This is a genomic window from Sphingomicrobium arenosum (assembly GCF_026157085.1).
In the GTDB taxonomy this organism is placed as follows: Bacteria; Pseudomonadota; Alphaproteobacteria; order Sphingomonadales; family Sphingomonadaceae; genus Sphingomicrobium; species Sphingomicrobium arenosum.
This window is the reverse complement of record NZ_JANPVN010000001.1, coordinates 2,383,391-2,408,402: the sequence shown is the minus strand read 5'-3', so window position 1 is coordinate 2,408,402 and position 25,012 is coordinate 2,383,391. Positions and strand designations below refer to the sequence as shown.

25 protein-coding genes are annotated in these 25,012 nt (G+C 67.2%); 15 read left to right on the top strand and 10 right to left on the bottom strand.

Going from position 1 to position 25,012, the window contains the following annotated elements; all coding sequences use genetic code 11:
* Positions 1-116 precede the first annotated feature (116 nt).
* From NUW51_RS12010 to NUW51_RS11975, 8 genes are all read left to right on the top strand, one after another.
* Complete coding sequence (locus NUW51_RS12010; RefSeq protein ID WP_265587752.1) at positions 117-2,066, top strand: S9 family peptidase; 1,950 nt, start codon at positions 117-119, stop codon at positions 2,064-2,066.
* 5 nt (positions 2,067-2,071) lie between these two features.
* The gene (locus NUW51_RS12005) at positions 2,072-3,304 is read left to right on the top strand and encodes a dipeptidase (RefSeq protein ID WP_265587751.1); all 1,233 of its coding nucleotides are present in this window, start codon (positions 2,072-2,074) and stop codon (positions 3,302-3,304) included.
* Positions 3,305-3,314: 10 nt separating this feature from the next.
* Positions 3,315-3,986 carry an MBL fold metallo-hydrolase gene (locus NUW51_RS12000; RefSeq protein WP_322597093.1) on the top strand — a complete coding sequence of 224 codons (672 nt, stop codon included), beginning with the start codon at positions 3,315-3,317 and terminating at the stop codon, positions 3,984-3,986.
* A 144-nt stretch (positions 3,987-4,130) separates the two neighbouring features.
* A complete protein-coding gene (gene rpmF / locus NUW51_RS11995; RefSeq protein ID WP_265587750.1) occupies positions 4,131-4,310 on the top strand; it encodes a 50S ribosomal protein L32 in 180 nt (59 codons plus the stop codon).
* 25 nt (positions 4,311-4,335) lie between these two features.
* A complete protein-coding gene (gene plsX, locus NUW51_RS11990; protein ID WP_265587749.1) occupies positions 4,336-5,391 on the top strand; it encodes a phosphate acyltransferase PlsX in 1,056 nt (351 codons plus the stop codon).
* On the top strand, positions 5,391-6,362 hold the full coding sequence (locus tag NUW51_RS11985; protein WP_265587748.1) for a beta-ketoacyl-ACP synthase III: 972 nt from the start codon (positions 5,391-5,393) through the stop codon (positions 6,360-6,362). Before plsX ends, NUW51_RS11985 begins: the two co-directional genes overlap by 1 nt.
* A gap of 143 nt (positions 6,363-6,505) precedes the next feature.
* A complete protein-coding gene (locus NUW51_RS11980; protein WP_265587747.1) occupies positions 6,506-6,838 on the top strand; it encodes an integration host factor subunit alpha in 333 nt (110 codons plus the stop codon).
* 4 nt (positions 6,839-6,842) lie between these two features.
* Positions 6,843-7,157 carry a MerR family transcriptional regulator gene (locus NUW51_RS11975; protein WP_265587746.1) on the top strand — a complete coding sequence of 105 codons (315 nt, stop codon included), beginning with the start codon at positions 6,843-6,845 and terminating at the stop codon, positions 7,155-7,157.
* Here NUW51_RS11975 and NUW51_RS11970 read toward each other — a convergent pair.
* Positions 7,154-7,657: a SixA phosphatase family protein gene (locus tag NUW51_RS11970; protein ID WP_265587745.1), complete on the bottom strand. Its 504-nt coding sequence runs from the start codon at positions 7,655-7,657 to the stop codon at positions 7,154-7,156. The two genes, NUW51_RS11975 and NUW51_RS11970, sit on opposite strands and share 4 nt — an antisense overlap.
* Entirely contained in the window at positions 7,650-10,343 is a 2,694-nt protein-coding gene (locus NUW51_RS11965) for an ATP-dependent DNA helicase (RefSeq protein WP_265587744.1), read from the bottom strand. Before NUW51_RS11965 ends, NUW51_RS11970 begins: the two co-directional genes overlap by 8 nt.
* 83 nt (positions 10,344-10,426) lie before the next feature.
* Between NUW51_RS11965 and NUW51_RS11960 the strand changes: the two genes are divergently transcribed.
* The 4 genes from NUW51_RS11960 (at position 10,427) to NUW51_RS11945 (ending at position 14,045) form a co-directional block, all read left to right on the top strand.
* Positions 10,427-11,206 (top strand): LytR/AlgR family response regulator transcription factor, encoded by a 780-nt coding sequence (locus NUW51_RS11960; protein ID WP_265587743.1) that lies wholly within the window; start codon positions 10,427-10,429, stop codon positions 11,204-11,206.
* Between the two features lie 86 nt (positions 11,207-11,292).
* The gene (locus NUW51_RS11955; protein ID WP_265587742.1) at positions 11,293-12,438 is read left to right on the top strand and encodes a serine hydrolase domain-containing protein; all 1,146 of its coding nucleotides are present in this window, start codon (positions 11,293-11,295) and stop codon (positions 12,436-12,438) included.
* 33 nt (positions 12,439-12,471) lie between these two features.
* On the top strand, positions 12,472-13,491 hold the full coding sequence (locus NUW51_RS11950) for an adenosine deaminase (RefSeq protein ID WP_265587741.1): 1,020 nt from the start codon (positions 12,472-12,474) through the stop codon (positions 13,489-13,491).
* Positions 13,488-14,045, top strand: a complete 558-nt coding sequence (locus NUW51_RS11945; protein ID WP_265587740.1) for a phosphoribosyltransferase — start codon at positions 13,488-13,490, stop codon at positions 14,043-14,045. Before NUW51_RS11950 ends, NUW51_RS11945 begins: the two co-directional genes overlap by 4 nt.
* Before the next feature lie 4 nt (positions 14,046-14,049).
* On the opposite strand, the gene NUW51_RS11940 is transcribed toward NUW51_RS11945, so the two are convergent.
* On the bottom strand, positions 14,050-14,265 hold the full coding sequence (locus NUW51_RS11940; protein WP_265587739.1) for a hypothetical protein: 216 nt from the start codon (positions 14,263-14,265) through the stop codon (positions 14,050-14,052).
* A gap of 98 nt (positions 14,266-14,363) precedes the next feature.
* Here NUW51_RS11940 and NUW51_RS11935 point away from each other — a divergent pair, with 98 nt between their 5' ends.
* Positions 14,364-15,959: a lysine--tRNA ligase gene (locus NUW51_RS11935; RefSeq protein WP_265587738.1), complete on the top strand. Its 1,596-nt coding sequence runs from the start codon at positions 14,364-14,366 to the stop codon at positions 15,957-15,959.
* Between the two features lie 73 nt (positions 15,960-16,032).
* Here NUW51_RS11935 and NUW51_RS11930 read toward each other — a convergent pair whose 3' ends face one another.
* The 4 genes from NUW51_RS11930 to NUW51_RS11915 all read right to left on the bottom strand — a co-directional run bounded on the left by NUW51_RS11930 (position 16,033) and on the right by NUW51_RS11915 (position 18,595).
* Complete coding sequence (locus NUW51_RS11930) at positions 16,033-16,263, bottom strand: hypothetical protein (protein WP_265587737.1); 231 nt, start codon at positions 16,261-16,263, stop codon at positions 16,033-16,035.
* Positions 16,264-16,325: 62 nt separating this feature from the next.
* Positions 16,326-16,976, bottom strand: a complete 651-nt coding sequence (locus NUW51_RS11925; RefSeq protein WP_265587736.1) for a PspA/IM30 family protein — start codon at positions 16,974-16,976, stop codon at positions 16,326-16,328.
* A gap of 157 nt (positions 16,977-17,133) precedes the next feature.
* Complete coding sequence (locus NUW51_RS11920; RefSeq protein ID WP_265587735.1) at positions 17,134-18,039, bottom strand: RcnB family protein; 906 nt, start codon at positions 18,037-18,039, stop codon at positions 17,134-17,136.
* A 13-nt stretch (positions 18,040-18,052) separates the two neighbouring features.
* Positions 18,053-18,595, bottom strand: a complete 543-nt coding sequence (locus tag NUW51_RS11915) for a (2Fe-2S)-binding protein (protein ID WP_265587734.1) — start codon at positions 18,593-18,595, stop codon at positions 18,053-18,055.
* 66 nt (positions 18,596-18,661) lie between these two features.
* On the opposite strand from NUW51_RS11915, the gene NUW51_RS11910 reads away from it, so the two are divergent.
* Together NUW51_RS11910 and NUW51_RS11905 are read left to right on the top strand one after the other, a co-directional pair.
* Entirely contained in the window at positions 18,662-19,459 is a 798-nt protein-coding gene (locus NUW51_RS11910; protein ID WP_265587733.1) for an alpha/beta fold hydrolase, read from the top strand.
* 65 nt (positions 19,460-19,524) lie between these two features.
* A complete protein-coding gene (locus tag NUW51_RS11905; RefSeq protein ID WP_265587732.1) occupies positions 19,525-20,490 on the top strand; it encodes a transglutaminase-like cysteine peptidase in 966 nt (321 codons plus the stop codon).
* A gap of 4 nt (positions 20,491-20,494) precedes the next feature.
* Here the strand turns inward: NUW51_RS11905 and NUW51_RS11900 are convergent, their stop codons facing one another.
* The 3 genes from NUW51_RS11900 to NUW51_RS11890 are packed head-to-tail and all read right to left on the bottom strand — an operon-like array spanning position 20,495 to position 25,004.
* A complete protein-coding gene (locus NUW51_RS11900) occupies positions 20,495-21,784 on the bottom strand; it encodes an HlyD family type I secretion periplasmic adaptor subunit (RefSeq protein ID WP_265587731.1) in 1,290 nt (429 codons plus the stop codon).
* Positions 21,781-22,827 carry a cell wall hydrolase gene (locus tag NUW51_RS11895; RefSeq protein ID WP_265587730.1) on the bottom strand — a complete coding sequence of 349 codons (1,047 nt, stop codon included), beginning with the start codon at positions 22,825-22,827 and terminating at the stop codon, positions 21,781-21,783. The genes NUW51_RS11900 and NUW51_RS11895 overlap by 4 nt, the downstream gene beginning before the upstream one ends.
* On the bottom strand, positions 22,824-25,004 hold the full coding sequence (locus NUW51_RS11890; RefSeq protein WP_265587729.1) for a type I secretion system permease/ATPase: 2,181 nt from the start codon (positions 25,002-25,004) through the stop codon (positions 22,824-22,826). Before NUW51_RS11890 ends, NUW51_RS11895 begins: the two co-directional genes overlap by 4 nt.
* Positions 25,005-25,012 lie beyond the last annotated feature (8 nt).

Here is a 25,012-nt window from a genome sequence, read left to right as displayed (position 1 = left end):
GGGCCGCGCTGCGAGCGCACGCAAGGGTTCGACCGACGGCAAATCGCCCCTCTTGTCGCCGCCGCGCCCCGCCGCCTAGAAGAAGCGCCGACAGATCAACCGAGGGGCCAATTCACATGCGACATCTCCTGCTTGCCGCCAGCGCGCTCGCGCTCGTCTCCACGCCTGCCATCGCGCAGGAAGGCGAGGAGCGCTTCGCCCCCAAGCCGGCCGAACTGACCGCGACGGGCATGCCCGAGGTGCTGATGACCCTCGTCGAGGCGATGCGCCCCTATCGCGAGAACCGCTCGGCGGGCTTCTCGGGCTGGGACGCAAGCGATCGCTCGATGCTGGTCTCGACCCGTTTCGGCAATGTCAGCCAGCTCCACAAGGTCGCCATGCCGATGGGCTATCGCCAGCAGCTGACCTTCGAAGCCGAACCCGTGGGCGGCTCGATCGACCCGACCGGCAAGACCATCATCATCTCCAAGGATGCGGGCGGGTCTGAATTCAGCCAGCTCTATCGCTATGACGAAGGCCGCCTGACCCTCCTCACCGACGGCCAATCGCGCAACGGATTGCAGGAATTTTTCGACGACGGCACCCGCATCCTCTACGGCTCGACCAAGCGCAACGGGCGCGAGAGCGACATCTACATGATGGACGTCAATGATCCCGCCAGCGCGCGCCTGGTGCTCGAGGCGCCCCATGTCGGCATGTATGCCGCCGGGCTCTATGCCAACGAAACCAAGGCACTCGTCGGGCGCTACATCCTCAATACGAATATCGACATTTTCGAGCTCGACCTCGCGACCGGCGACCTGCGCCCGATTCGCGATCCGGAAGCCGACGAGGCATTCGGCGACGTCAATGTCGCCCCCGACGGCACCATCTGGCTGACCAGCGACATCGACAGCGACGTCAATCGCCTCGGCATCCTCGACCCCGCGACCGGCAGCTTCACGCCCAAGGCGGACTTCGGCGGCTGGGAGATTTCGAGCGTCGACATGTCGCATGACGGCGCCACCATCGCGGTCGTCACCAACGAGAAGGGCGCGAGCCAGCTCTGGTTCTACGACGTCGCCACCGGCACGGAGAGCCGTGTCGAACGACTCCCCTATGGCCTGATCGGCGGGCTCGAATTCGCGCCTTGGGGGCCGCTTGGCTTCACCATGAACTCCGCGACCAGCCCGTCCGACGCCTATTCGATCGATCCCGTCACGCACGCAGTGACACGTTGGACCCAATCGGAAACCGGTGGGCTAGACCCGCTCGCCAATGTCGAACCCGAACTGGTCGAGATCGAAAGCTTCGACGGCGAGCCCATTTCGGGCTTCCTCTATCGCCCCGACCCCGCGAAGTTTCCCGGCGCGCGCCCGATGGTCATGTCGATCCACGGCGGTCCTGCCAGCCAGTCGCGCCCCGGTTTCCAGGGCAGCGCCAACTATTATCTCAACGAGCTCGGCATCGCGCTCTTCTATCCCAACGTTCGCGGCTCGACCGGTTATGGCAAGCGCTTCATCAGCTTGGATGACGGTCCCTACAAGCGCGAGGACAGCGTCAAGGATATCGGCGCCTTCCTCGACCATTTCGAGGGCGATGCCGCGATCGACAGCGACCGCGTCGGCGTTCGAGGCGGCTCTTATGGCGGCTATATGTGCTACGCCTCGATCCTGCGCTACGCCGACCAGCTTACCGGCGCCGAGTGCAATGTCGCCATCTCAAACTTCGTGACCTTCCTCGAAAACACCCAGCCCTATCGTCAGGATCTGCGCCGCCCCGAATATGGAGACGAGCGCGATCCCGCACAGCGCGCCAAGCTCGAGGAAATCTCGCCCCTCAATCGCATCGAGGAGATCGAGGATCCGCTGTTCGTCATCCAGGGCGCCAACGATCCGCGCGTGCCCCAGTCGGAGGCCGATCAGCTGGTCGAGCGCGTCCGCGCCAATGGCCAAGACGTCTGGTATCTCGTCGGCGAGAATGAGGGCCATGGTTTCCGCAAGAAGGAAAACAGCGACTATTACGGCTGGACCGCGACGATGTTCTGGCAGGACATTTTCTTCGACGATGACGGGGCGGGGGAGTAAGCGCCATGACCAGCATCCTTGCCATCGCCGCCTTGCTCGCGGCCCAGCCTGCCGATGATGCCGCGATCGACGCGCGCGTCGCTGATGTGCTGTCGAAGACCCCGCTGATCGACGGCCACAACGACCTTCCCTATGCGCTCCACCATGCTGCCGAGGGGAGCGTGGCGGACATCGCCGCCGACACGCCCTACATGACCGACCTTGCCCGCATGCGCGAAGGCCGGGTCGGGGCGCAGATGTGGTCGGTGTATATCCCCGCCGGCACCACCGGCGATGAAGCCGTGCGCACCACCATCGAGCAGATCGACCTCGTCGATCGCATGGTCGCCGCCTATCCCGCCGAGCTCGGCTGGGCCCATGACACCAGCGAATTGCTCCATGTCTTCGCCAGCGGACGCATCGCCTCGATGGCGGGGATCGAGGGCGGCCACCAGATCGGCGGCAATCTCGCCGCGCTGCGCCAGTTCAAGCGCCTCGGCGCCATCTACATGACGCTGACCCATTCGAAGACCACCGGCTGGGCCGACAGCGCCACCGACGAGGCCCGCCACGGCGGCCTCAGCGATTTCGGACGCACCGTCATCGCCGAGATGAACCGCGTCGGCATGCTGGTCGATTTGAGCCACGTCACCGCCGAGGCGATGCACGACGCGCTCGATGTCACCGCCGCGCCGGTGATCTTCAGCCATTCCTCGGCACGCGGCGTGACCGATCATGTCCGCAACGTGCCCGACGACGTGCTCACCCGCCTGCCCGCCAATGGCGGGGTGGTGATGGTGACCTTCGTCCCCCAGTTCGTGAATGCCGAGGTGGGGGCATGGGGCGAGGCGCGAGAGGCCGAAATGGAGCGGTTGGAAGCGCTCTATCCACAGATCGATGGCGAGCCGAATGAGGAAGGCCGCGCCGCCTATATGGCATGGATGGAAGCCAATCCCGCGCCCAAGGCCCAGCTCACCGACGTCGCCGACCATATCGACCATGTCGCCCGCGTCGCGGGGCACGACCATGTCGGCATCGGCGGCGATCTCGACGGCATCTCCTCGACCGTCGAGGGGCTCGATTCGGTCGATGATTATCCTGCGCTCTTCGCCGAACTGGCGCGGCGCGGCTGGTCGGACGAGAATTTGGCCAAGCTCGCCGGGGGCAACCTGCTGCGCGTGATGATCGAGGCCGAGGCCGCCGCCGCCGCGATGGCCGCGACCCCGGCCGCGCTCGACAAGCCGCCCATCGCCGACTAGCGACACCGCCATGACCGAGACCCCCATGCCCCCCTTGCGCGCCGCCATCATCCCGGTGACGCCCTTGCAGCAGAACTGCACGCTTTTCTGGTGCACGAAGACCAACAAGGCGGCGCTCTCGGACCCGGGCGGGGATCTCGACAAATTGAAGGCCGCGATCGCCAAGACCGGGGTCGAGGTGGAGAAGATCCTCCTCACCCATGGGCATATCGATCATTGCGGGCAGGCGCGGGTCCTCGCCGACGAGCTCGGCGTGCCCATCGAAGGCCCGCATATCGCCGACAAGTTCTGGATCGACCGGCTGCCCGAGGATGGCGCCAAATATGGGATCCCGGGGATCAGCTTCGAGAGCGACCGCTGGCTCGAGGATGGCGACACGGTCAGCGTGGGCGATCTCACCTTCGGCGTTCATCACTGCCCCGGCCATACGCCGGGCCATGTCGTCTTCCACAATGCCGAATCGAAGCTCGCCATCGTCGGAGACGTCCTCTTCAAGGGCTCGATGGGCCGCACCGATTTTCCCCGCGGCAACCATCAGGACCTGATCGATGCGATCACCACCAAGCTGTGGCCGCTGGGCGATGACACCGCGTTCGTCCCCGGCCACGGGCCGATGAGCACCTTCGGACACGAGCGCGCCACCAATCCCTTCGTCGGCGATGCGGTGCTGGCGCGCGGATAAAGAGTCTGGCGACGGAGCGCGGATACCCTTGCATCGCCCCGCGTTTTCGCTATAGGAGCGCCCACGAGCGACCTCCCGGCGTCTGCCTCTCGGGCACGCGGCTGGTCGCTGTTTTTATTTCGATCAGTAGATGAAGGTGCCGTCATGGCCGTCCCGAAAAGAAAAACCTCGCCCTCCAAGAAGGGCATGCGCCGCAGCCATCACGCGCTGACTCCGGCCGCGTTCCAGGAATGCCCCAACTGCGGAGAACTCAAGCGCCCGCACAATCTGTGCGACGCGTGCGGCCACTATAACGGCCGCGAAGTCATCGCGCCCGAAGACTAAGTCCTAGAGCGAAGCGCAGACAGCGGTGACCGCCAACCCACGGATCGCGATCGACGCCATGGGCGGCGATATCGGGCCGTCGGTGATGATCGAGGGCGCGGCCCTCGCCCGGCGACGCGACCGCGACCTGCGCTTCGACCTTTACGGGGACGAGGATCGTATCGCCGCTGAACTCAAGCGGTACGAAAAGCTGTCGCGCGTCTCCGTCATTCACCACTGTCCCGATGTCATCGGGTCCGAGGAAAAGCCGAGCCAGGCGATTCGCCGCTCCAAGGGCACCTCGATGGGCGAAGCGGTGCGCGCCGTGAAGGACGGGACCGCCCATGCCGCCGTCTCGGGCGGCAACACCGGCGCCCTGATGGCCATCTCCAAGCTCGCGCTGCGCACCATGGAGGGCATCGACCGCCCGGCCCTGTCGGCGCTGCTCCCCACCGTTCGCGACGACGATCTCGTCATGCTCGACCTCGGCGCCAATACCGAGTGCGATGCCCAGAACCTCGTCCAGTTCGCGGTGATGGGTGCGGCCTATGCGCGCACCGTCATGGAAAACCAGCGCCCGCGCGTGCGCCTCCTCAATATCGGCACCGAGGACCTGAAGGGCACCGACGAGTTGAAGGACGCCGCACAGCTGCTCCGCGACGCCGATTATCTCCCCTTCGATTTCCAGGGCTTCACCGAGGGCGACAAGCTGGCACGCGGCGATGTCGACGTCGTCGTCACCGACGGCTTTTCGGGCAATATCGCGCTGAAGACCGCCGAAGGCACCGCGCGCTTCGTCACCGACCTGTTGCGCAACGCCTTCAAGTCGAGCCTGCGCAGCCGCATGGGCTTCCTCATCTCCAAGCCGGCCATGCGCCTCCTCAAGGTCCATCTCGACCCCAACAATCACAATGGCGCGGTCTTCCTCGGATTGAACGGCATCGTCGTCAAAAGTCACGGCGGGGCGAGCGCCAAGGGCGTCGCCAATGCGCTGACCGTGGCGGGCTCGATGGTCCGCAACGACATCACCAAGAAGATCCACGACGATCTCGAGAATTTTCGCAGTCACACGCTCGACAAGCTGAACGAGGCAGCCAAATAATGATCCGTTCGGTGGTCAAGGGATCGGGCAGCGCGCTGCCCAAGACCTGCGTTTCCAATGCCGAACTGGCGCAAAAGGTCGACACCTCCGACGAATGGATTGTCGAGCGCACCGGCATCCGCCAACGCTATATCGCCGATGCGGGCGAGACGACGAGCACGCTCGCGACGCAAGCCGCCAAAAAGGCACTGGAGGCCGCCGGCGCCAGTGCCGACAGCGTCGATCTCATCGTGCTGGCCACCGCCACCCCCGACGAAACCTTTCCTGCGACCGCCACCAAGGTTCAGGCCGCGCTCGGCATCAAGGATTGCGTCGCCTTCGACGTCGCCGCCGTATGCACCGGCTTCCTCTACGCCATCAGCGTGGCCGACTCGCTGCTGCGCACCGGCATGGGCAAGCGCGCGCTGGTCATCGGCGCCGAGACCTTCAGCCGCATCCTCGACTGGGAAGATCGCGGCACCTGCGTGCTGTTCGGCGATGGCGCCGGTGCCATGCTGATCGACGCCGAGGAAGTGGCCGAGGGCGAACAGGATCGCGGCATCATCGCGACCAAGCTTCACGCCGCGGGCGAACATCACGACCTGCTTTATGTCGATGGCGGGCCGTCTTCGACCCAGACCGTCGGCCATTTGCGCATGCGCGGGCGCGAAGTCTTCCGCCACGCCGTCACCAATCTCGCCGAGGTGTTGAACGAAACGCTCGACCTTGCCGGCCTCACCCCTGCCGACGTCGACTGGGTCGTGCCGCACCAGGCCAATGCGCGCATCCTCGATGCCACCGCGAAGAAGCTCGGTCTCGACCCCGCCAAGGTCGTCGTGACCGTCGATCAACACGCCAATACGTCGGCAGCCTCCGTTCCGCTCGCCTTCGACGTGGCGGTGCGCGACGGGCGCATCCAGCGCGGCGACATGGTTCTCCTGGAGGCCATGGGCGGCGGGCTCACCTGGGGGGCGGCGGCGCTGCGCTATTAAGCCCCGCCATTTGCAGCTTTGCCCTTGAACTTGTTGAAAAATTAGGCAAGGATTCGCCTCGTCAGGTCGTTTGAGCCTGATCCGAAACGATTTTTTCTCGGCGCCGCAGGGGGCGGCGCTCAAGAGGGGCGGGAGTTTAGACCATGGCCGATGCCGGTATTGCACGCAGCCAGACCCACATCACCGACGACGCAGGCACGCTGACGCGCGCCGATCTTGCCGACGTGGTCCACGTCAAGCTCGGCCTCAGCCGCGCCGAATCGGCATCGCTGGTCGAACGGCTCCTCGCGCACATGTGCGAAGCGCTGTCGAACGGCGAGAACGTCAAGATTTCGGGCTTCGGCAGCTTCATCCTACGCGACAAGGGCGAGCGGATCGGGCGCAATCCCAAGACCGGCGTCGAGGTGCCGATCGCGCCCCGCCGCGTCATGACCTTCCGCGCCAGCCAGATCATGCGCGACCGGATCGCCGGCTAACATCTTGGCCGGCGCGAAGGACCCCACCGCCTTCCGCACCATCGGCGAACTGTCCGACGACCTCGGCGTGGCGCAGCATGTGCTGCGCTATTGGGAAACCAAATTCCCCCAGCTCGCGCCGCTCAAACGCGCGGGTAATCGCCGCTATTATCGTCCCGCCGACGTCGCCATCGCGCGGCGCATCGACGCGCTCCTCAATCGCGAGGGCTATACGATGGCGGGCGCGAAGAAAGCGCTGCGCGAACCGCCGCCGCCGCCATCCGATCTCGACCGCCTGCGTGCCATTCGCGCCCGGCTCGCCGGGGCGCTCCAGCGCTAGAGGTCCCTTGGCTTGGTGAAAGCGACGAGCCGCCCGCGCCCCGGCGCGATCATCGGCCAGTCGCCCTCTATGTCGATCCGTGCCAGTGCGGCGGTCGGAAATTTCTTCGCCAGTCGATCGCGCGCCGCGCCCTTGTCCCCCTGCGTCAGCATCATCGCGCAGTCGTGCATGCCGGGATTATGCGCGACCAGCATCACCCGCTCGCCACGTGCCTGCCGCGCCAGCATGAGCAACGTCTCCGCGCTGGCCCCATAGAGACTCGGCACGACATGCGGTTCGGGAAGGCCAAGGCAGGTCTCGCGCAATCCCTCCACCGTCTCGGCGACGCGGGTCGCGGGGCTCACCCACAGCTGGTCGATCCTAGCATCCATGTCCTCCAGATAACCGCCCATCGCTTTCGCGGCGGCATGGCCGCGCGGCTCCAGCGGTCGCTCAACATCGCGGAGCGACGGATCGCCCCAGGCCGACTTGGCATGGCGGAGGAGAAAAAGCTCAGGCATCTGCCTTGGCAACTTGCGCGATTTCCGCTCTGTCGGCAACCCGACGCACGGCTTCCTCCAGCGGCACCCTCTCGACGCTCACGCCTTCGGGAAAGGCGGTCATCAGCCGCGACGGGCTGGCCGCCGACAGCAGGACGAAATGCCCCCCATCGCCCGCGCGCCGCACCAGCCGCCCATAGGCCTGCGCCAATTTGGCGCGCACGACCTTGTCGTCATAGGCGCTGCCCCCGCCCGCGAGGCGCCGCGCACCGTGCAGCACGGTGGGGCGCGGCCAGGGGATGCGCTCCATCACCACCAGCCGCAGGGATTCGCCCGGCACGTCGACGCCGTCGCGAAGCGCGTCGGTGCCGAGCAGGCTGGCGCGCGGATCGTCCCTGAACATGTCGATCAGCGTTCCCGTGTCGATCGGATCGACATGCTGCGCGAACAGCGGCAAGCCGGCGCGCGCCAGCCGGTCGGCAATGCGCGCATGAACGCTGCGCAGACGCTTGATCGCGGTGAACAGCCCCAGCGTGCCGCCGCCAGCCGCCTCGATCAGCCGCGCATAGGCGCCGGCCAGCGCGGGGAGGTTGTCGCGCGCCAGGTCGTTGACCACCAGCACCTGCGTCTGCCCCGCATAATCGAACGGGCTTTTCGCCTCGAAATGGCGGATCGGATGATCGAGATGCTGGGCCCCCGTCCGCGCCTCGGCCTCGTCCCAACCCTCGCCTGTCTTGAGCGTCGCCGACGTCATCACCACCGCGTGGGCGGGCTCGATCACCGCCTTGGCGAGCGGCCGCGTCGGATCGAGCCAATGGCGGTGCATGCCGATATCGAAATCGCGTCCCTCGACCCGGTGACAGGCGAGCCAATCGACGAAATCCACGTCAGCCGGCCCGCCGATCCGCGCCAGCATTGCGGCCCAGCCCGCCACCTGCTCGCGCCGCCAGCCGAGCGAGTTGATCGCCCCCTCGACCCGCGCGCGCGCCTGTGAATCGAGCCAATCGGGCGCATCTTCCAGCACCGCTTCCAATCGCCGCGACAGCGCCGCCATCGGCTGCGCCAGCGCCTCCATCGCTTCCAGCGCGGCGGAAGCTGCCTCGACCAGCGGCGCGTCGGGATCGGCCAGCTCGGTCTCCAGCCCATAGCCCGCATCCTGCGCCTTGGCGCGCGCATAGGTCATCGCCCGCACCGCGCCGAAGAATTTTTCCAAGGGCCCCCACGGATCGCCCTCCTGCACTCGCGCGAGCCATCCGTCAGAATTCAGCGCCTGCGCCGCATCGACGATCTTCGCGATCGCCTCGTTGCCCGCCTCGTCATAGCTGGCGAGATCCATCAGCCGCGCCTGCAACCCCCGCCGCCGGCCGCGATGCTTGCCTTCCGGGCCGATGATCCAGCGGCGAAGCTCGATCGCCTCGCGCCCGGTCAGCGCGGCGGCGAAGGTGGAATCGGCGGCGTCGAAAAGGTGGTGGCCCTCGTCGAAGATGATCCGGCTCGGCCCGAACTCGCGCCCGCGCGCCGCGCCGATCAGCACCAGCGCATGATTGGCGATGACGAGGTCCGCCTCGCGCCCGGCGCGTTCGGCGCGCTCGATGAAACATTTGCGATAATGCGCGCAGCCCGCATAGACGCATTCGCCGCGCCGGTCGGTCAGCGCGGTCGCACCGGCGCGCCGGAACAGGCTCGGCAACCAGCCCGGCAGGTCGCCGCCGACCATGTCGCCATCCTTCGAATAGGCCGCCCAGCGCGCCACCAGCTGTGCCAGCACCGCCGCACGACCCGCGAACCCGCCCTGCATCGCATCCTCGAGATTGAGCAGGCAGCAATAATTCTCGCGCCCCTTGCGCACCACAATGCGCTCCTTGCGCCGCACCGGATCGGGCTCGATCCGCGCCCCTTCGGCGTCCAACTGCCGCTGCAGCGCCTTGGTATAGGTCGACACCCACACCGTGCCGCCCGATTTCTCCGCCCACAGCGTCGCGGGGGCGAGATACGCCAGCGTCTTGCCGATGCCCGTGCCAGCATTGGCGAGCAGGACGTTGGGCTGGCGCTCGGCCTTTCGCGGCGCGAAGGTCGGCGCGACCGAGGCCGCCATCGCCCGCTGGCCCTCGCGTCGTTCCGACCCTGCGCCAGTGAAAGCATCGAGCCGCTTCAATGCCTCGTCCTCGTCGACATGGACGGTGCGCGGCGGCGTGGGATGCGCGCCCTCGTCCCATTCGGGCAGGCGAGTGAACAGGCTGCGCTCCATCTTGCCGGGAGTCGGCAGCCGTGCGGCAGCGAGCGGCGCCCACGGCCAACCGGCCCGCGCCAGCGCGCGACCCACCGTCCACGCCCCCTCGCGCTCGGCCCAATCGGTGCCACCGTCCATCGTCTCGAGGAGCGCGCGCGCGATCTCGAGATGCGCCAGCGCGGCGGCTTCCTCGCCTTGCGGTGCCTCCAGCCCCACCGCTCGTCCCAAGCCCGACACGGTCGGCACCGCAAAGCGCGCCGGATGGACGAAGGCGAACAGTTCGAGAAGGTCGAGGCCCGACAGATCTGGGGTCCCCAACCGCCCCGCCACCATCGGCGCGTTCAACAGGAGGTGCGGCGTCTCCGCCGCGCGCGCGATCGCCTCGCCGCGCGACACCGAACGCACCTCGCCCCCCTTGGCCAGCCAGATGCCGGCATGGGTCGCGTGCAGCGCGGGGAGATCAGGGAGCTCGCTCACCCGCCTTCAATGCCGCCATGCGAACGAAAGGGCAACGCAAAGAGGCACTTGTCACCCCTCCCCCCGCTTGCCAGACAGTCGGCATGACCGCCCTGCCCCGACCGCTGCTGCTGCTCGCCCCGCTCGGCTTCTACGGCGCCTATCTGTTCAGCATGGTGCTGGCGGGCGCGCCGCTCGTCACGGTGCTCGACGATGCCGCGGTCAATGTCGCCGCGCTGTTCCTCGCCTTCCTTATTGCCGCCGCCTTGCTCGATGTGGTTCGGCCCTGGCGCTGGCCGATGGGCCTGCGCATCGGCTTCCACATCGCCGCCGCCATCGGCTTTGCCTATCTGTGGTACGCGCTCGTGCTCGGTGGTTTCTCGCTCGGCGCCGACTGGATCAGCGACGGCTTGTCGGCGCGTGCCTTCAGCCAGAATGCGCTGGTCTGGCAGCTCCACCAGGGCGTGCTCGCTTATGCCCTGCTCCTCGTCACCCGCGGGTGGGGGGCCGAACGCATGGCACGCGCCGCCGCGGTCGGGGACAGCGACCCCGGCGCGATCATGGCCTCCAACCACCTCCTTCTCCGCGAGGGCAAGGAAATGGTGCGCATCGACCATGACGATGTCGTGCGCGTCTCGGGGGCGGGCGACTATGTGGAGGTCGTCACGCGCACCGGCACACATCTGTCGAGCCACAGCCTCGGCTGGTTCGAGGACGCATTGCCCGGCGCCTTGCGCGCGCACCGCTCGCACCTCGTCCCCTTGGGCGCCATCGTCCGCAGCGAACCGGCGGGCAGCGGCAAGCTCACCCTCCACCTCGTCAACGGCGAGGATCTCGTCACCAGCCGCGAGGGCGGGCGGCGGCTACGCGCGCTGGTCAAATAGCGCGGCGGGGGTCGGTTCGCGGGCCTTGCGGGTCGTTTGACGGACAATCTTCGGGCGCGCGCCAGCGATGCCGCACATCGCCATTCATGGAAACAATTGTCACCGCCCTCGCCGCACTTGCGCTGTCCGCTTGCATCCCGACGACCGCCCCGCGAGCGAATAGCGCACCCACCGCCGCCCTGCCGAGCCCGCAACAGCTCGACGCCATCATCGCCGCGCATGACCCGCAAGCGCTTGCGATCGGCGTGCTGCGCGGCGGCAAACTGGTGTTCGAGCATTACGACGGCATCGAGGCACCGGGCCAGCCGGTCGATGCGCGGAGCCGCTTCGAGATCGCCTCGATTACCAAGACCATCGCGGCCGAGACCTTCCTGCGCATGGTGGCGGTGGGCGATGCCGACCTCGACACACCCATCGCCAATTGGTGGGTCGATCCCGATGTCGCCGATGATCCGCGCGCCCGGTTGCTCACTCCGCGCCACATCCTCACCCACCAGTCGGGTTGGGACAATTGGCGCTTCTTCCGCGCCGACGGCACGCTCACCTTCAACGCCGATCCCGGCACCCGCTACGGCTATTCGGGCGAGGGCTTCAACGCGCTGTTCCGCGCGATGGAGAAGAAGAGCGGCAAGACCTATGCCGAACTTCTCGACCGCTATCTCCTCGCCCCGCTCGGCATCACCGAGGCCCTTGCCACATTCGAAGCCGAGCCCGGCCCCCACATGGTCCAGAACCGCACCGAGGACGGCGACTGGCTGCGTCCGGCCTGCCGCCCCGGCTTCTGCTGGCCCGCCGGGACGTGGTCGGCGGCCGGCGGGATGAAGATCAGCCTGCCCGATTATACGAAGATCCTCGCTGCCATTGCCGAGGGCAGCGGCTATCCCGCCGCCCTCAAGGCCGAACGCGACGCCATCATCACCGACCAAGGCGGTGATTCAGTCGTCGATTGCACCCTCGCCCCGGCCGCCTGTCCCGAGGCGCAGGGCTATGGCCTCGGCATGGTTCGCATCGATGATGACGGGCACTCGCTGATCGGTCATGGCGGCTATGACTGGAACCAGCTGACGCTCGCCTATGCCGATCAGAAGGGCGATGGCCTCGTCATCTTCCTTGCCGGACCGCCCGAGCCGAACCTCGCCCTGATGCGCGACCTCGTCGCCGCGATCGATCCGGGCTCGCCCTATGTCGTGAGCTACGGCCAATGGCACGACCGCGCCAGCGCCAGTGATTGACGCCCGTCCGGTCATGCGCCAGCTTCCTCGCCCATGACCGAGACCTTCACCGCCGCCGACCGCCGCGCCCTCATCGACGCCCTGCCCAAGGCCGAGTTGCACCTCCACATCGAAGGCTCATTGGAGCCCGAACTGCTGTTCGCATTGGCCGAGCGTAACCAGGTCGACATCCCCTTCGACAGTGTCGAGGCGGTGCGCGCGGCCTATGATTTCTCCAACCTCCAGGACTTCCTCGACATCTATTATCAAGGCATGAGCGTGCTCTTGACCGAGCAGGATTTTCACGACCTCACGCTGGCCTATATGGAGCGCGTCCATGCCGACGGCGTCGTCCATGTCGAGATTTTCTTCGATCCGCAGGGCCATACCGAGCGCGGCGTCTCCTTCGAGACGGTGATGAAGGGCATCACCAGCGGGCTCGACGAGGGCGAGCGCCGGTTCGGCATCAGTCACCGCCTCATCATGTGCTTCCTCAGGCATCTCGACGAGGAGAGCGCCTTTGCCACGCTCGAGCTCGCTCGCCCCTGGCTCGACCGCATCCATGGCGTCGGGCTCGACAGTTCGGAAGTCGGCCACCCGCCGTCCAAGTTCGAGAATGTCTTCGCCGAAGCGCGCGCCATGGGGCTGTTCCCCACCGCCCATGCCGGCGAGGAAGGGCCGCCCGACTATGTCCATGAGGCGCTCGATCTGTTGGGCGTCAAGCGCATCGATCATGGCAATCGCGCGCTTGAGGACGAGGCCTTGACGAGGCGCATTGCCGATGAGGGCCTGATCCTCACCGTCTGCCCCTTCTCCAACCTCAAGCTGTGCGTCATCGATGCCATTGCCGACAGCCCCTTAAAGAAGATGCTCGACCGCGGCCTCAAGGCCACGGTGAACAGCGACGACCCGGCCTACTTCGGTGGCTATATCAACGACAATTTCCATGCCGCCGCGCAGGCACTCGATCTATCGAGGGAGGAGATCAAGACGCTGGCGCGCAACGCCTTCACCGGCTCGCTCCTCTCGCCTGCCGACCAGGCACCGCACCTTGCTCGGATCGAACAACTGTGACCGACAAGATCTGGATCAGCGCCGACAGCCTGCTCGCCGACAGTTTCCGGCTGGCGCGCGCGATCCTCGCCAGCGACTATCGGCCCACCCATATCGTCGGCATCTGGCGCGGCGGCGCGCCGGTCGGCATCGCGGTGCAGGAATTGCTCGCCTATCACGGACAGGAAGCCGACCATATCTCGATCCGCACCTCTTCCTACACCGGTATCGACCGACAGGAGAAGGAAGTGCGCGTCTTCGCGCTCGGCCATCTGATCGACACGCTCGACCCCGAGGACCGCCTCCTCGTCATCGACGACGTGTTCGACACCGGCCGGTCGATCGAGGCATTCCTCGCCGAGTTGAAGGCGCGCTGTCGCCACAACATGCCGCGCGAGACGCGCATCGCCACGGTCTATTACAAGCCGCGGCGCAACCAGACCCAGCTTGCGCCCGACTATTACGTCCACCAATGCGACGACTGGCTGGTCTTCCCGCACGAGATTTGTGGCCTGTCGGAAGAAGAGATCGCCGCGAGCAAACCGCTCGCCGCGACCATCCTCGGCAAGGACTAAGCCCTTATTCCTCGTGAACGGTGGTGGTCGTACGCGTAACATCACCTTCCGCCGAGCTGGGCCGCTTGGTGCTGGTCACCGTGTTCATCAGAGCAATGCCGACGAGAACGACGGCGCCAATGCCGACCCAGAGCGCCGGGACGCCGAGCATGATCGCGCCATAGGCTAGGCCCGCGATGACGAGTAGAGAACCGAGAAAATAGACTGCCGAACTGTTCATGGGTGAAACTCCCCTCTGGTAAGTAGAAATCTACGCGCGGAGAGAGGCGCGGTTCCCAAGTGGTTGATGCGGCGCACAAAGCGCGATAACCGCACAGCATGACCGATCTCGACACGCTCGCCGCCGCTGCTCGCAACTCCAAGGCCTGGCCCTTCGAGGAAGCGAAACGGCTGGCCAAACGGTTCGGCGGCAGCGCCCCCGACCGCCCCGTGCTGTTCGAGACCGGCTATGGTCCCTCGGGGCTGCCGCATATCGGCACCTTCAACGAAGTGCTGCGCACCACCATGGTCCGCCGCGCCTTCGAAGCGCTCATGGGTTGGCGCCCGCAAGACGGCAAGACCCGCCTCATCGCTTTTTCGGACGATATGGACGGCCTCAGGAAGGTCCCAGACAATATCCCCAACCCGCAGCTACTCGCCGACAATCTCGGCAAGCCGCTGAGCCGTATCCCCAATCCGTTCGATACCGACGATGAAAGCTTTGCGGCGCACAACAATGCGCTGCTCCAGCGCTTCCTCGACCAATATGGCTTCGACTATGAATTCATCGCAGCGAGCGACAAATATAATTCGGGCGAGTTCGACGAGGCGCTCCGCACCGTCCTGCGCCAGAATGACGCGATCCTCGACATCATGCTGCCGACGCTGCGCGAAGAGCGCCGCACGACTTATTCGCCGATCCTCCCCATCTCGCCGACCACCGGCCGCGTCCTGCAGGTACCGGTCGAGATCCTCGACGCCGACGCCGGCATGATCGCCTTCACCGACGAGGATGGCAGCCGCGTCGAACAATCGGCGCTCGGCGGCAATGCCAAGTGCCAGTGGAAGGTCGACTGGGCGATGCGTTGGGTCGCCTTGGGCGTCGACTATGAGATGTACGGCAAGGACCTCACCGATTCGGGCGTCCAGTCGGGCCGCATCGCCAAGGTGCTGGGCGGCGCCAAGCCCGAGGGGCTCATCTACGAGATGTTCCTCGACGAAAAGGGCGAGAAGATCTCAAAGTCCAAGGGCAATGGCCTGTCGATCGAGGATTGGCTGACCTATGGCTCGGAAGAGAGCCTTGCTTTCTATATCTACCGCGAACCGCGCAAGGCCAAGAACCTCCACCTCGGCTTGGTGCCGCGCGCGGTCGACGAATATTGGCAGTTCCGCGGCAATTATCCGACGCAGGAGCTCGACAAGCAGCTCGGCAACCCCGTCCACCACATCCACAATGGCGACGTGCCGACCAAGACGCTGCCGCTCAACTACGGGCTGCTCCTCAACCTCGTCAGCCTGCCCGGCCTGCAGGACAAGGAGGTCGCGTGGAAATTCGTCAAGCGCTACGCCCCCGAGGCGACGCCCGAGAGCGATCCCGAGCTCGACACGCTGATCGGGCTGGCGGTCAATTACGCCCGTGATTTCGTGGTGCCGGGTTTGAAGCGCCGTGCTCCCGTCGGCCATGAGGTGGACGCGTTGAAGGATCTCGACGCCAAGCTCGGCGCGCTCGACCCCGGCACCAGCGCCGAGGACATCCAGAATATCGTCTTCGAGGTCGGCAAGGCCTATCCGTTCGAGAGCCTGCGCCACTGGTTCCAGGCGCTGTACGAGACGCTGCTCGGCTCCCGCCAGGGGCCGCGCATGGGCAGCTTCATCGCGCTCTATGGCGTGGAGGAAAGCCGCAAGCTCATCGCCGAGGCGCTCGCCAGCGCCTGAGCCATGAAAAAAGGCCCGCTCGGTCGAGCGGGCCTTTTCATTAGCGTCGGGGGCTGACGCGTGAGGCGAGCCTCTATTCTTCTTCCTCGTGCGCGTAGCTCTGCACCGGATCGGTCGGCTGCGGACCGCCGGACTGGTTCACGTCGGGCGCACCGCCCCGCGGGGCATGGTCATAGTCGCCGATCGCATTGGCCTCGTCGCCCTTCTGGCTGTCGGGCCGGTTGACCTGGTCCTGCGGGCCGGTCGAGGCGATCGAGGGACCGCCATTATTGCCCTGCGCGGGATTGTGATTCACATCTGCCATGACAAAAACTCCTTTCACTTCAATAGCGAAGGAGGGGCGGATGGGGTTCCGGCATTCGCCGCCTATTTGCGCTTGGCGGTCGCTTTCTTGGCATTCGCAGGCCCGACCTTCAACGCCGCCATGCGCGCTTCCAGCTCTTCCTCGCGGCGCAGCGCGTCGATCGAGGCCACCAAGGGGCGCGCGGCGGCCATGCGATCGATGAGGTCCCGGCTGCGCTGCACGACGCGCGCCGCCTTGCCGGTGCCGCCAGCACCCTGACCGGACGGCTTACGCCCCGCCGTAATCGCCGCGACATCGCTGCGTGCCTGTTCGAGTTCAGCCTCCACCTCGCTGATCGAGACCGCGAGCTCGGCGGCGTGCGCTCGTGCTTGGGTCGCGGCCAATGCCTGCGCCGCGGCTTCGGCCTCGAGCGTCATCTGCCGCTCGACCGCGTCGCGCGCGAGGTCGTCGCGACCCTTGTCGAGCGCATAGGCCGCATCCTTGCCGAGCCCCGCCGCGGCGTCCTTGTCGGCTTGGGCGGCGGCGTCGGCGATGGCAGCCTGATGCTCGGCCTTGGCCTTGGCCCGCACGAGGTTGGCGCGCGCCTGTTCGATATCGCGCACCGCCTGGCCCAAAAGCGCGGGGCCCGTCGCCTTTTCGGCGGCGCCGAGCGCGCTGTCGATCCCGCTGGCGACCACGCGCCGTGCGCGCTGGAAGAAATTCTCGGCTGTCATGGCGCTACGCCCCCCTCGATACGAAACTGGCGCGACCATGGCGGGCAAAGCTTGACAAGTCATGACCCTTTTGGCCGGCGGGAACCAAAAAAAAGGCGCCGCTTCTTGATGAAGCGACGCCCTCATGCCCTGGCGATCCCGCTCGTCGCCAAATGTCCTACCAGAAGAAGTCGTAGATCACGTCGACGACATCGCCCGAGTAGATATCGACGAGCAGCGCATCGTCATAATAGCGCACCCAGCGATAGGGGCCGTAGACGGGCGGCAGGCGATAGCGCCACGGATCCGAGATCCAATAGCGGCTCGAATAGAAGGCCGGCCGCATGTTCCAGCCGATCTGGTGCCGGCGATAGTTCCAGCCGAACGGGTCGTAATAGAAGCCAAGGCGGAAGATCGACCGGTTGCGGTCGCGATAATGGCGCCAGTTGTAGCGGTGATCGTTGCGCCAGCTGTCGCGGTGCCAGCGACGATAGTCGCGGCCGTTGTAGCGCACGATGCTGTCGCCATTGCGCCGCGCATCGCGCGCACGGCGGTCGCCGCCGTCGCGATACTGGTCGCGCGAATGGGCCGTGCGATCGCGTACCCGGTCGAGCCGGTTGTCGGTCTGCTGCTCGACGGTGCGTGCCCGCTCGAGGTTGCGGTCGGCGCGGCGTTCGGCACGGCTGCCCTCACCCGCCCTGCGATCGGTGCGACGCTCGAGCCGTTCGGCGCGCTCGAGGCGACGGTCCGCACGCTGTTCCTGGCGCTCGGCCCGCTCAAGGCGATTGTTGGCGCGTTCGCGGTTGAAGCGACGCTGTTCGCCCTGCGCCTGTTCGCGACGTTCGGACCGGCTTTCCGTCCGCGCTTCCTGACGGCGTTCGCGTCGCTGCTCGGTGCGCTGGCGCGACTGCTGTCGACGTTCCTGCCGGGCCTGGCGGCGTTCCTCGCGCGCCTCGCGTCGCTGTTCGCGTGTTTCTTCGGGCTGCGCGGTCGAGACGGTCGTCGCCGCGCTATTGGTCGCTGCATGTGCCGCGGCCGGAGCCGCCAGCGCCATCGCGATGGTCATGGTCAAAGCAGTGCGCATGTTACGCCTCTCCTCACTCGTTACGCTTACTTTCGGTTGTTATATTGCCGCTAACGGGTGACCCTAAGCTGAACGTGGCTGCAGGCCTTTCTTCATCCTGCGCCGCCGAGCCTGCGCGCAGCGCCGCCGCCGCCGCCAGCCCAGCCTGTACGATCCGCGGACCCGACCCACAGGGGCAGCGATGGGCCAGCGCGCCCAATTCGGCCTCGCTCGGCGCCGCATTGGTGCTGAGCAGGCCGACCAGCGCGGTGATGAAGCCGGGGTCGCAAAAGCCGCACATGCTCGCATCCGCCGCGCGCCAGGCGGCAAAGATCGGATGCGAGGGCGGCAGGCCTTCGACGCTCACCACCTGCGCCCCTTCCGCGCGCGCGATGGACAGCGAACAGGCGCGGACCGCCTGGCCATCCACCAGCACCGTGCAGGCATGACAGCCGCCATCGTCGCAGCCGCGTTTGGGTCCCGTGATATTAGCCGCCTCGCGCAGCGCCTCGAGCAGCGGCGTGGCGGGATCGAGCGCGAAGGCCATCGGCTGGCCGTTGACGGTCATGCGGGTCATAAAGCCGAAGCCTAGGCCCTTTTTCCGTGGTTACAAGCGCGCCCTGGTTCGGCATGGTCGGGCGACATGTTCGGGGGGACGGAGACGTTGTCGGGGCGCATTGGCGCCATCACGACCGGCGTGCGGGGAGGGTCGCGCCTTCCCCTATTGTTCCTCCATGGCGTCGGCTCGGACAAGAGCGTCTGGATGCCGCAGCTCGCGCATTTCGGCCAAGAGCGGCTCGCCATCGCCGCCGACTATCCGGGCTACGGCGACAGCCATTTCCGCCCCGGTGCCACCCGCAAAGATTATGCCGATGCGATGATCGCGCTGCTCGACCGGCTCGAGATCGGCGAGGCCCATGTCTGTGGCCTCTCGCTAGGCGGGATCGTGGCGATGGAGATGGCAATCCACCATCCGACACGCGTTGCCGGATTGGTCATCGCCAACAGCTTCGGGCGTCATCCGGACGGCGAGGCGATCTACGACCGCTCGGTCGGCGCGGCGCGCTCGATCGGGATGGAGGCGCTCGCCCGCACACGCGCTGCCAGCCTGCTCGGGATTGAGCCGCCCGCCGGGCTCGAGGACGAGCTCGTCGAGACGATGGCGGCGATCGACCCCGAGGCCTATGTGTTGGGCGCCGAGGCGGTGTGGCGCGCCGACCTGACCCGCGATCTGCACCGCATCCACAGCCCTGCCCTCGTGCTGTGCGGCACCGAGGATGCCATCACCCCGCCAGCCCTGTCGGACGCGCTGGCCGCCGCCTTGCCCGCCGCGCGCCGCGTCGACATTGCCGAGGCCGGCCATCTCACCAATGCCGAGCGCCCGCTCGCCTTTAACCGGTTGGTGGAGCAGTTTATCTCCGATTTGGACGGAAAAGCATAAGCTTACCGGCATTTTAACCTTAACGCTTAGCCAGATATTCGGCTTGTCCTGTCATTTCGAATGGCATGACGAACCGTGCCATCCGCTTCGCCCTGCCGCTCCTCGCGGCCTCGCTGGCCGCGAGCCCGACGGGTGCGGTGGGCATGAGCGCCAGCATGGATCGCAGCGCCCCCGCGCCCCGGCTCGCCATTGCAGCGCCCGCGGTCGGCACCAAGGCCAGCGCGATTCTCGGCACCTCCTCGGCGCTCGCCGCGATCCGCAGCCAGCAAGCCGCCCCCGCTCTTCCCATCGCGAGCATGACCGGTGCGGTGACCGCGACTCCCACCGTCGCGACCCCCGTCGCCGCCACCAGCATCGTCGCGACGACTGCTGCCTCTAGCCTGCCATCGACAGAGGGGCTGCGTCCCGCGCATCGCCTCGCCCCCGACCTGCGCCCGGCACATGCCGTCCGACCCGACGTCTTCGGCTCGACCGCCTTGAGCGTCTCCAAGACCGCCTTCAATGATCGCTTCGCGCAGGTGTTCGCGAGCCGCGCGCTCGGCCCCGCTGCCGCCGTCGCGGCGCGTCACGCGGCCACCGACCGGATGAGCGCGCTCCACGACATCAACGCCTATGTGAATGCGCGCGTCACCTTTACCGACGACCAGCGCGCGCATGGCCGCGCCGACCGCTGGAATGCGGCGGCCGAAACCCTCTCGTCGGGCCGCGGCGACTGCGAGGATTATGCCATCGCCAAGATGCAGATGCTCCGTGCCGCCGGTTTCGACGCCGAGGACCTCTATCTCGTCGTGCTGAAAGACCTCGTCCGCCGCGCCGACCATGCCGTCCTCGTCGTGCGCCACGACGACCGGTTCCTCGTCCTCGACAATGGCACCGATCGCATTCTCGATTCGGACGACGTGCGCGATTACAAGCCGATCTTCAGCTATTCTGCGGGCAAGTCGTGGATCCACGGTTACGAGCGCAAGGCGCCGGTGCCCGCGCCGCCCCGCTCGCTGCCGGTGCAGGTCGCCGCGCTCGCCGCCAACTAGGCGACTAGCGTTCGGTCAGCGCTTCCGAGCGCGCCTTGTTCAGGGGCTTCATCAGATAGGCCAGCACGCTCTTGCGCCCGGTGATGATCTGCGTGTCGGTCATCATGCCCGGCGTGATCGGCAGCTGGGTCGAACCCGCTTCCAGATAGGCCTTGTCGGTCTCGACGATAACATTGAAATAGGCCTCGCGCTCGACCTCGTCATAGATGCTGTCGGCGCTGATCTCCACGACCTTGCCATCCAGTCCGCCATAGATAGAAAAATCATAGGCGGTGACCGTGACGAGCGCCGGGTCGCCCACCGCGACGAAGGCGATATCCGACGGCTTGACCCGCGTCTCGACGAGCAATTTGTCGCCCACCGGCACCACTTCCATCACGCTCTCGCCCGCCTGGACGAAGCCGCCGATGGTGGTGACGGCAAGATTGTTGACCACGCCGTCGACCGGCGAGCGAAGCTCGGTACGCGCCAGCCGCCCCTCGGCGCCGCGCAGGCTTTCACGATTGACCGCGATACGGCTCGCGACCTGGCTGCGCTCGTCCAAGGCCTGCTGCTGGAAGTCGGCGCGCGCTTCGGCGGCCTGCGCATTGGCCTCGGCGATGGCGGCCTGCGCGCGGCCTCGCTGCTCGCGCGCCGCCGCGATCCGGCCCTCGAGGTCGATGACTTCGCGCCGTGCGTCGGCAAGCTCGGTTTGCGGCACGATGCCCCGCTGCGCCAGCGGCGCCAGCCTGTCGACATTCTCGCGCGCGAGCCGCACAGAGGACGTCAGGCTGGAGATGGTCGCATTGGCTTCCTGCACGTCGGCCTGCGCCTGGCGGGCCTGCGCGTTCAGCGCGCTGACCCGGCTCGACAGCGCCGAGCGGCGGGCGCGGATGACCGCACCCTCGATGGCGCAATCGGCGCCCTCGCAGCCGAGCGCCCCGCCGGTGCCCTCGGCGCGTAGCCGCGCTTCGCGCGCCTCGAGGCTGCGCGTCTCGGCAGCGATCTCGCCCAGCGCCGAGGCGCTCTGCGTGTCATCGAGGCGCGCCAGCAATTGCCCCGCCTCGACCCGCTCGCCCGAGCGCACCAGCAATTCCTCGACCACCGCCGGCTCGCTCGCCTGGATGAGCTGCACCTTGGAGGAGGGAATGACCTGCCCCGGCCCGCGCGTCACCTCATCGACCTCGGCGATCAGCCCGGCCCAGATGAGGAAGGCGGCAAAGGCACCGGCGATCAGCAGGATCGTTGTGCGCGCGCCGCTGCGCGGCGGCCGCGCGGCGGCGCGGTCGCGGTCGATGAAGGAGAAAGCGTTCATTGCTGTTGCCCCTCGGCAAGGCTGGCGGCGTCCGGCTGGGCGGCGCGCGCGGTCTGGTTATGGGCGATGCGCGCCGCAGCGCTGCGCTGACGCGTCGGATCGGGCAGGCTCGGTCGCCATTCCTTGGTCATGTCGACGAGCCCGCCGACGTCATTCTCGGCGCGGTGGATGGTCGGATCTTCCTGCCGTGTCGGGAACGGCTTCGGGGCTTCGGGCGCGATCGCCTCGGCCAGTTCCTCGCCAACCAGCCCGGCGACCGGCGGCGCATTGCGCTGCAGCGAGGCGATCGAGCGCGGTTCGCCGCGATAGGCGGCGCGGAAGGCGGCGGGGCGGCCCCAGCCTCCCGGCCAGCGATAGAAGATGTGTGCGCCCAGCTTCTCGACCTTGTCGAGCATCGGCGCCCAACGCGGCGCGACATAATCGGCGTGATAATGGGTCGCCATGCCAACCGAAGGCTCGACCCGGCCCGCCAGCGCCTGCGCCGCAATGTCCTTGGCGCTCGCCCAGGCCGCGGCGGCGGGGCGGCGGTCGAGCGAGCCGTCGCAGGTGAAGCTGAACTGGCAGACGGGCTTCTTCGCGCCTTCGTAGACAACGCCGCACACGCTCGCCGGGAAGGCCGGGTGGCGGACGCGATTGAGGACCACCTGCGCCACCGCGCGGCGTCCCGCAATCGGTTCGAAGCCCGCCTCGTAATAGATTGCCTGCGTCAGGCACAAATGTGCGCGGTCGTAGGACAGGCTGCCCGGCGCCGCCCCGTCGAAGCCGCGTGCCGACGGATTGGGCCCGCCAGCAAAAGGCAGCGAGGCGTTGATGATCTCGGCGCTGGCGCCGAGCGCTGCCATGTCGGTCACCGCCGCGCCGGTCGCCGCCTCGACGACCGCATCGGGCGCCGGAAGCGGCGCCGTGATCCGCGCCTCGGCGAGCGGGGTGGCCGGCGCCCGCGCGCCCATCGGCAGCAGCAGCACCGCAGCCAGCGCAAGCGCCGTCATCGCAAGAATCGCAAGCGCAATGCGCACGCGCTGGAGGCCGAGCGCGCGGGTCACGATCCGCTTGCCTCCGCATTGCCGCCCGACGCCTTGTTCGCTGCCGCATTGAGCGTGGCCAGCACCTCGTCGCGCGGCCCGTCGGCGACCAGCCGTCCCTTGTCGATGACCAGCAGGCGGTCGACGATCGACAGCATCTGGTGACGATGGGTCGACACCAGCAGCGTCTGCTCGGGGCGCAGGGCGGTCTTCAGCTTGTCGATGAAATAGCGTTCGGTCTGCGTATCCATCGCGCCCGTCGGCTCGTCGAGATAGAGCAATTTGCAATCCGACACGAGCGCGCGCGCCAGCACCAACAGCGACCGCTGCCCGCCCGACAACGCCCCGCCACGTTCGCCGACCGACAGGTCGAAGCCCGCCGCGCCCTGGCTGAGAAAGAGGTCGGCGCCCGACCGGCGCACCGCGTCGATCAGCTCTTCATCGCTCGCCCGCGCCGCGCCCAGCATGAGATTGTCGCGCACCGTGCCCGAGAAGAGCTCGGCATCCTGTCCGACGAAGCGGAAGGCGTCGCGCAGCTGGTGCGGGTGATATTGGCGGCTGTCGAGGCCATCGACGGTCATCACGCCTTCGCTCGGCGGGTAGAGGCCGCACAGCACGCGTCCGAAGGTCGACTTGCCCGACGCGACCCGTCCAATGATCCCGATGCGCTCGCCCGGGGTCACGCGCAGGTTGATCTCGGACAGGCTGTCGACCGAGGCGCCCGGATAGCGGAAGGACAGGCGGTCCATCGCCACCACGCCCTCGCGCACCTCGGGGGTGATCGAGCGCGAGGAGGCGGCGCGCTCGTCGGGCGCGTCCATCATTTCCTGCAGGCTGTCGAGCGTTGCGGTGGCCTGCTTGGCGCGGGTCATGAGCAGCGCGAACTGCCCCACCGGCGCCATCGCCCGGCCCGCGATCATGACGATGGCGATGATCGCGCCCATCGTGATGTCGCCCGCGTGGAAGAGGTAGAAACCGCCGATGATGAGCGCCACGCTCATCGCTTGCTGGGTGACGGCGGCAAGGTTGGTGGCGATGGCGGTCAGGCGGCGCATCCGCTCCTGCGTCGAGGCCGACATGTTGGCAAAGCGCCGCCAGCGCCCGAGCATCTGGCCTTCTGCGCGCGCCGATTTCAGCGTCTCGGCCCCGCCGATCGCCTCGACCAGCACGCTATGCTGGAGGCTGGCATCGGCCTGTGCGTCGAGCGCGGTGCGCCCCATCGCCTTTTGCAGGCTGAGCCCGACGATCACCATGACCGCGATGAGCGTGATCGGCACGAACACGAGCCAGCCCGCGAGCAGCGCGATGAAGATGAGGAAAATGCCCATGAAGGCGATGTCGACCATCAGCACGACGCTGGTGGAGGCGAAGAAGTCGCGAACCTGCTCATATTCGGACACGCGGCGCGCAAAGGCGCCGGTCGAGCCCTTCTTCTGCGCCAGCGGCAGGTTCATCACCTTCTCGAAGATACGCTGCGAATAACGCGCATCGAGCTTGCGCCCGATCTCGTCGACCAGCCGCGAGCGCGCGAGGCGGAGCGCATAATCGAACATCAGCGCAAGGGCGACACCGGCGGCCAGCACCCACAGCGAAGAAATCGCCTCGTTGGGGATGACCCGGTCGTAGACGTTCATGGTGAAGAGCGGCACCGCGAGCGCGAGCAGGTTGATGACCATCGCGGCGAGCAGCACCGGGCGGAAATCGCGCCGCGCCTTCCACACTTCGGACCAGAACCAGTGGCGGCGCTTGGCCTTGTCCCACGGCCGCTCGCCTTCGCGTTCGCGGGTGGGATCGGGCTCGACCTCGACCGCGCGCCCGGTCAGCGTGGGCGACAGTTCGGCGCGCTCGATCCACAGCGGTTCCTCGATGCCGGGGGCATAGACGAGCGCCTGGGCGCCCTCCAGTTCGAGCAGCACCGCAGCGCGCCCGCCCTCGAGCTCGAGGATCGCAGGCAGTTGGCGCGCCCGCCACTGGCGCAGCCGCCGATGCTCGACCGGTGCGCCGCGCATCCCGGCCTGTTCGAGCGCAGGTTCGATCTGGTGGAAGGGCAGGAGTCCCTGTTCGTCGAGCGCCAGCCCGGCACGGAGCAGGACTGGCGATGACGGGCGGTCGCCCAGCCGGGCGACATAGGCAAGACAGTCTAGGACGGGATCGAGCGCGTGGGATTGCTCATCGGATAGCCATGCCGCGAAACTCATACCCCGTC

Bases quoted from the DNA above. Each gene is read 5' to 3' on its own strand.
- NUW51_RS11985 (WP_265587748.1), top strand. From the start codon at position 5,391: ATGATCCGTTCGGTGGTCAAGGGATCGGGCAGCGCGCTGCCCAAGACC.
- NUW51_RS11980 (WP_265587747.1), top strand. From the start codon at position 6,506: ATGGCCGATGCCGGTATTGCACGCAGCCAGACCCACATCACCGACGAC.
- NUW51_RS12005 (WP_265587751.1), top strand. From the start codon at position 2,072: ATGACCAGCATCCTTGCCATCGCCGCCTTGCTCGCGGCCCAGCCTGCC.
- rpmF (WP_265587750.1), top strand. From the start codon at position 4,131: ATGGCCGTCCCGAAAAGAAAAACCTCGCCCTCCAAGAAGGGCATGCGC.
- NUW51_RS11935 (WP_265587738.1), top strand. From the start codon at position 14,364: ATGACCGATCTCGACACGCTCGCCGCCGCTGCTCGCAACTCCAAGGCC.
- NUW51_RS11950 (WP_265587741.1), top strand. From the start codon at position 12,472: ATGACCGAGACCTTCACCGCCGCCGACCGCCGCGCCCTCATCGACGCC.
- NUW51_RS11915 (WP_265587734.1), bottom strand. From the start codon at position 18,595: ATGACCCGCATGACCGTCAACGGCCAGCCGATGGCCTTCGCGCTCGAT.
- NUW51_RS11970 (WP_265587745.1), bottom strand. From the start codon at position 7,657: ATGCCTGAGCTTTTTCTCCTCCGCCATGCCAAGTCGGCCTGGGGCGAT.
- NUW51_RS11920 (WP_265587735.1), bottom strand. From the start codon at position 18,039: ATGCGCACTGCTTTGACCATGACCATCGCGATGGCGCTGGCGGCTCCG.
- NUW51_RS12010 (WP_265587752.1), top strand. From the start codon at position 117: ATGCGACATCTCCTGCTTGCCGCCAGCGCGCTCGCGCTCGTCTCCACG.
- NUW51_RS11940 (WP_265587739.1), bottom strand. From the start codon at position 14,265: ATGAACAGTTCGGCAGTCTATTTTCTCGGTTCTCTACTCGTCATCGCG.
- NUW51_RS11910 (WP_265587733.1), top strand. From the start codon at position 18,662: ATGTTCGGGGGGACGGAGACGTTGTCGGGGCGCATTGGCGCCATCACG.
- NUW51_RS11925 (WP_265587736.1), bottom strand. From the start codon at position 16,976: ATGACAGCCGAGAATTTCTTCCAGCGCGCACGGCGCGTGGTCGCCAGC.
- NUW51_RS11960 (WP_265587743.1), top strand. From the start codon at position 10,427: ATGACCGCCCTGCCCCGACCGCTGCTGCTGCTCGCCCCGCTCGGCTTC.
- NUW51_RS11955 (WP_265587742.1), top strand. From the start codon at position 11,293: ATGGAAACAATTGTCACCGCCCTCGCCGCACTTGCGCTGTCCGCTTGC.
- NUW51_RS11930 (WP_265587737.1), bottom strand. From the start codon at position 16,263: ATGGCAGATGTGAATCACAATCCCGCGCAGGGCAATAATGGCGGTCCC.
- NUW51_RS11905 (WP_265587732.1), top strand. From the start codon at position 19,525: ATGACGAACCGTGCCATCCGCTTCGCCCTGCCGCTCCTCGCGGCCTCG.
- NUW51_RS11900 (WP_265587731.1), bottom strand. From the start codon at position 21,784: ATGAACGCTTTCTCCTTCATCGACCGCGACCGCGCCGCCGCGCGGCCG.
- NUW51_RS11890 (WP_265587729.1), bottom strand. From the start codon at position 25,004: ATGAGTTTCGCGGCATGGCTATCCGATGAGCAATCCCACGCGCTCGAT.
- NUW51_RS12000 (WP_322597093.1), top strand. From the start codon at position 3,315: ATGACCGAGACCCCCATGCCCCCCTTGCGCGCCGCCATCATCCCGGTG.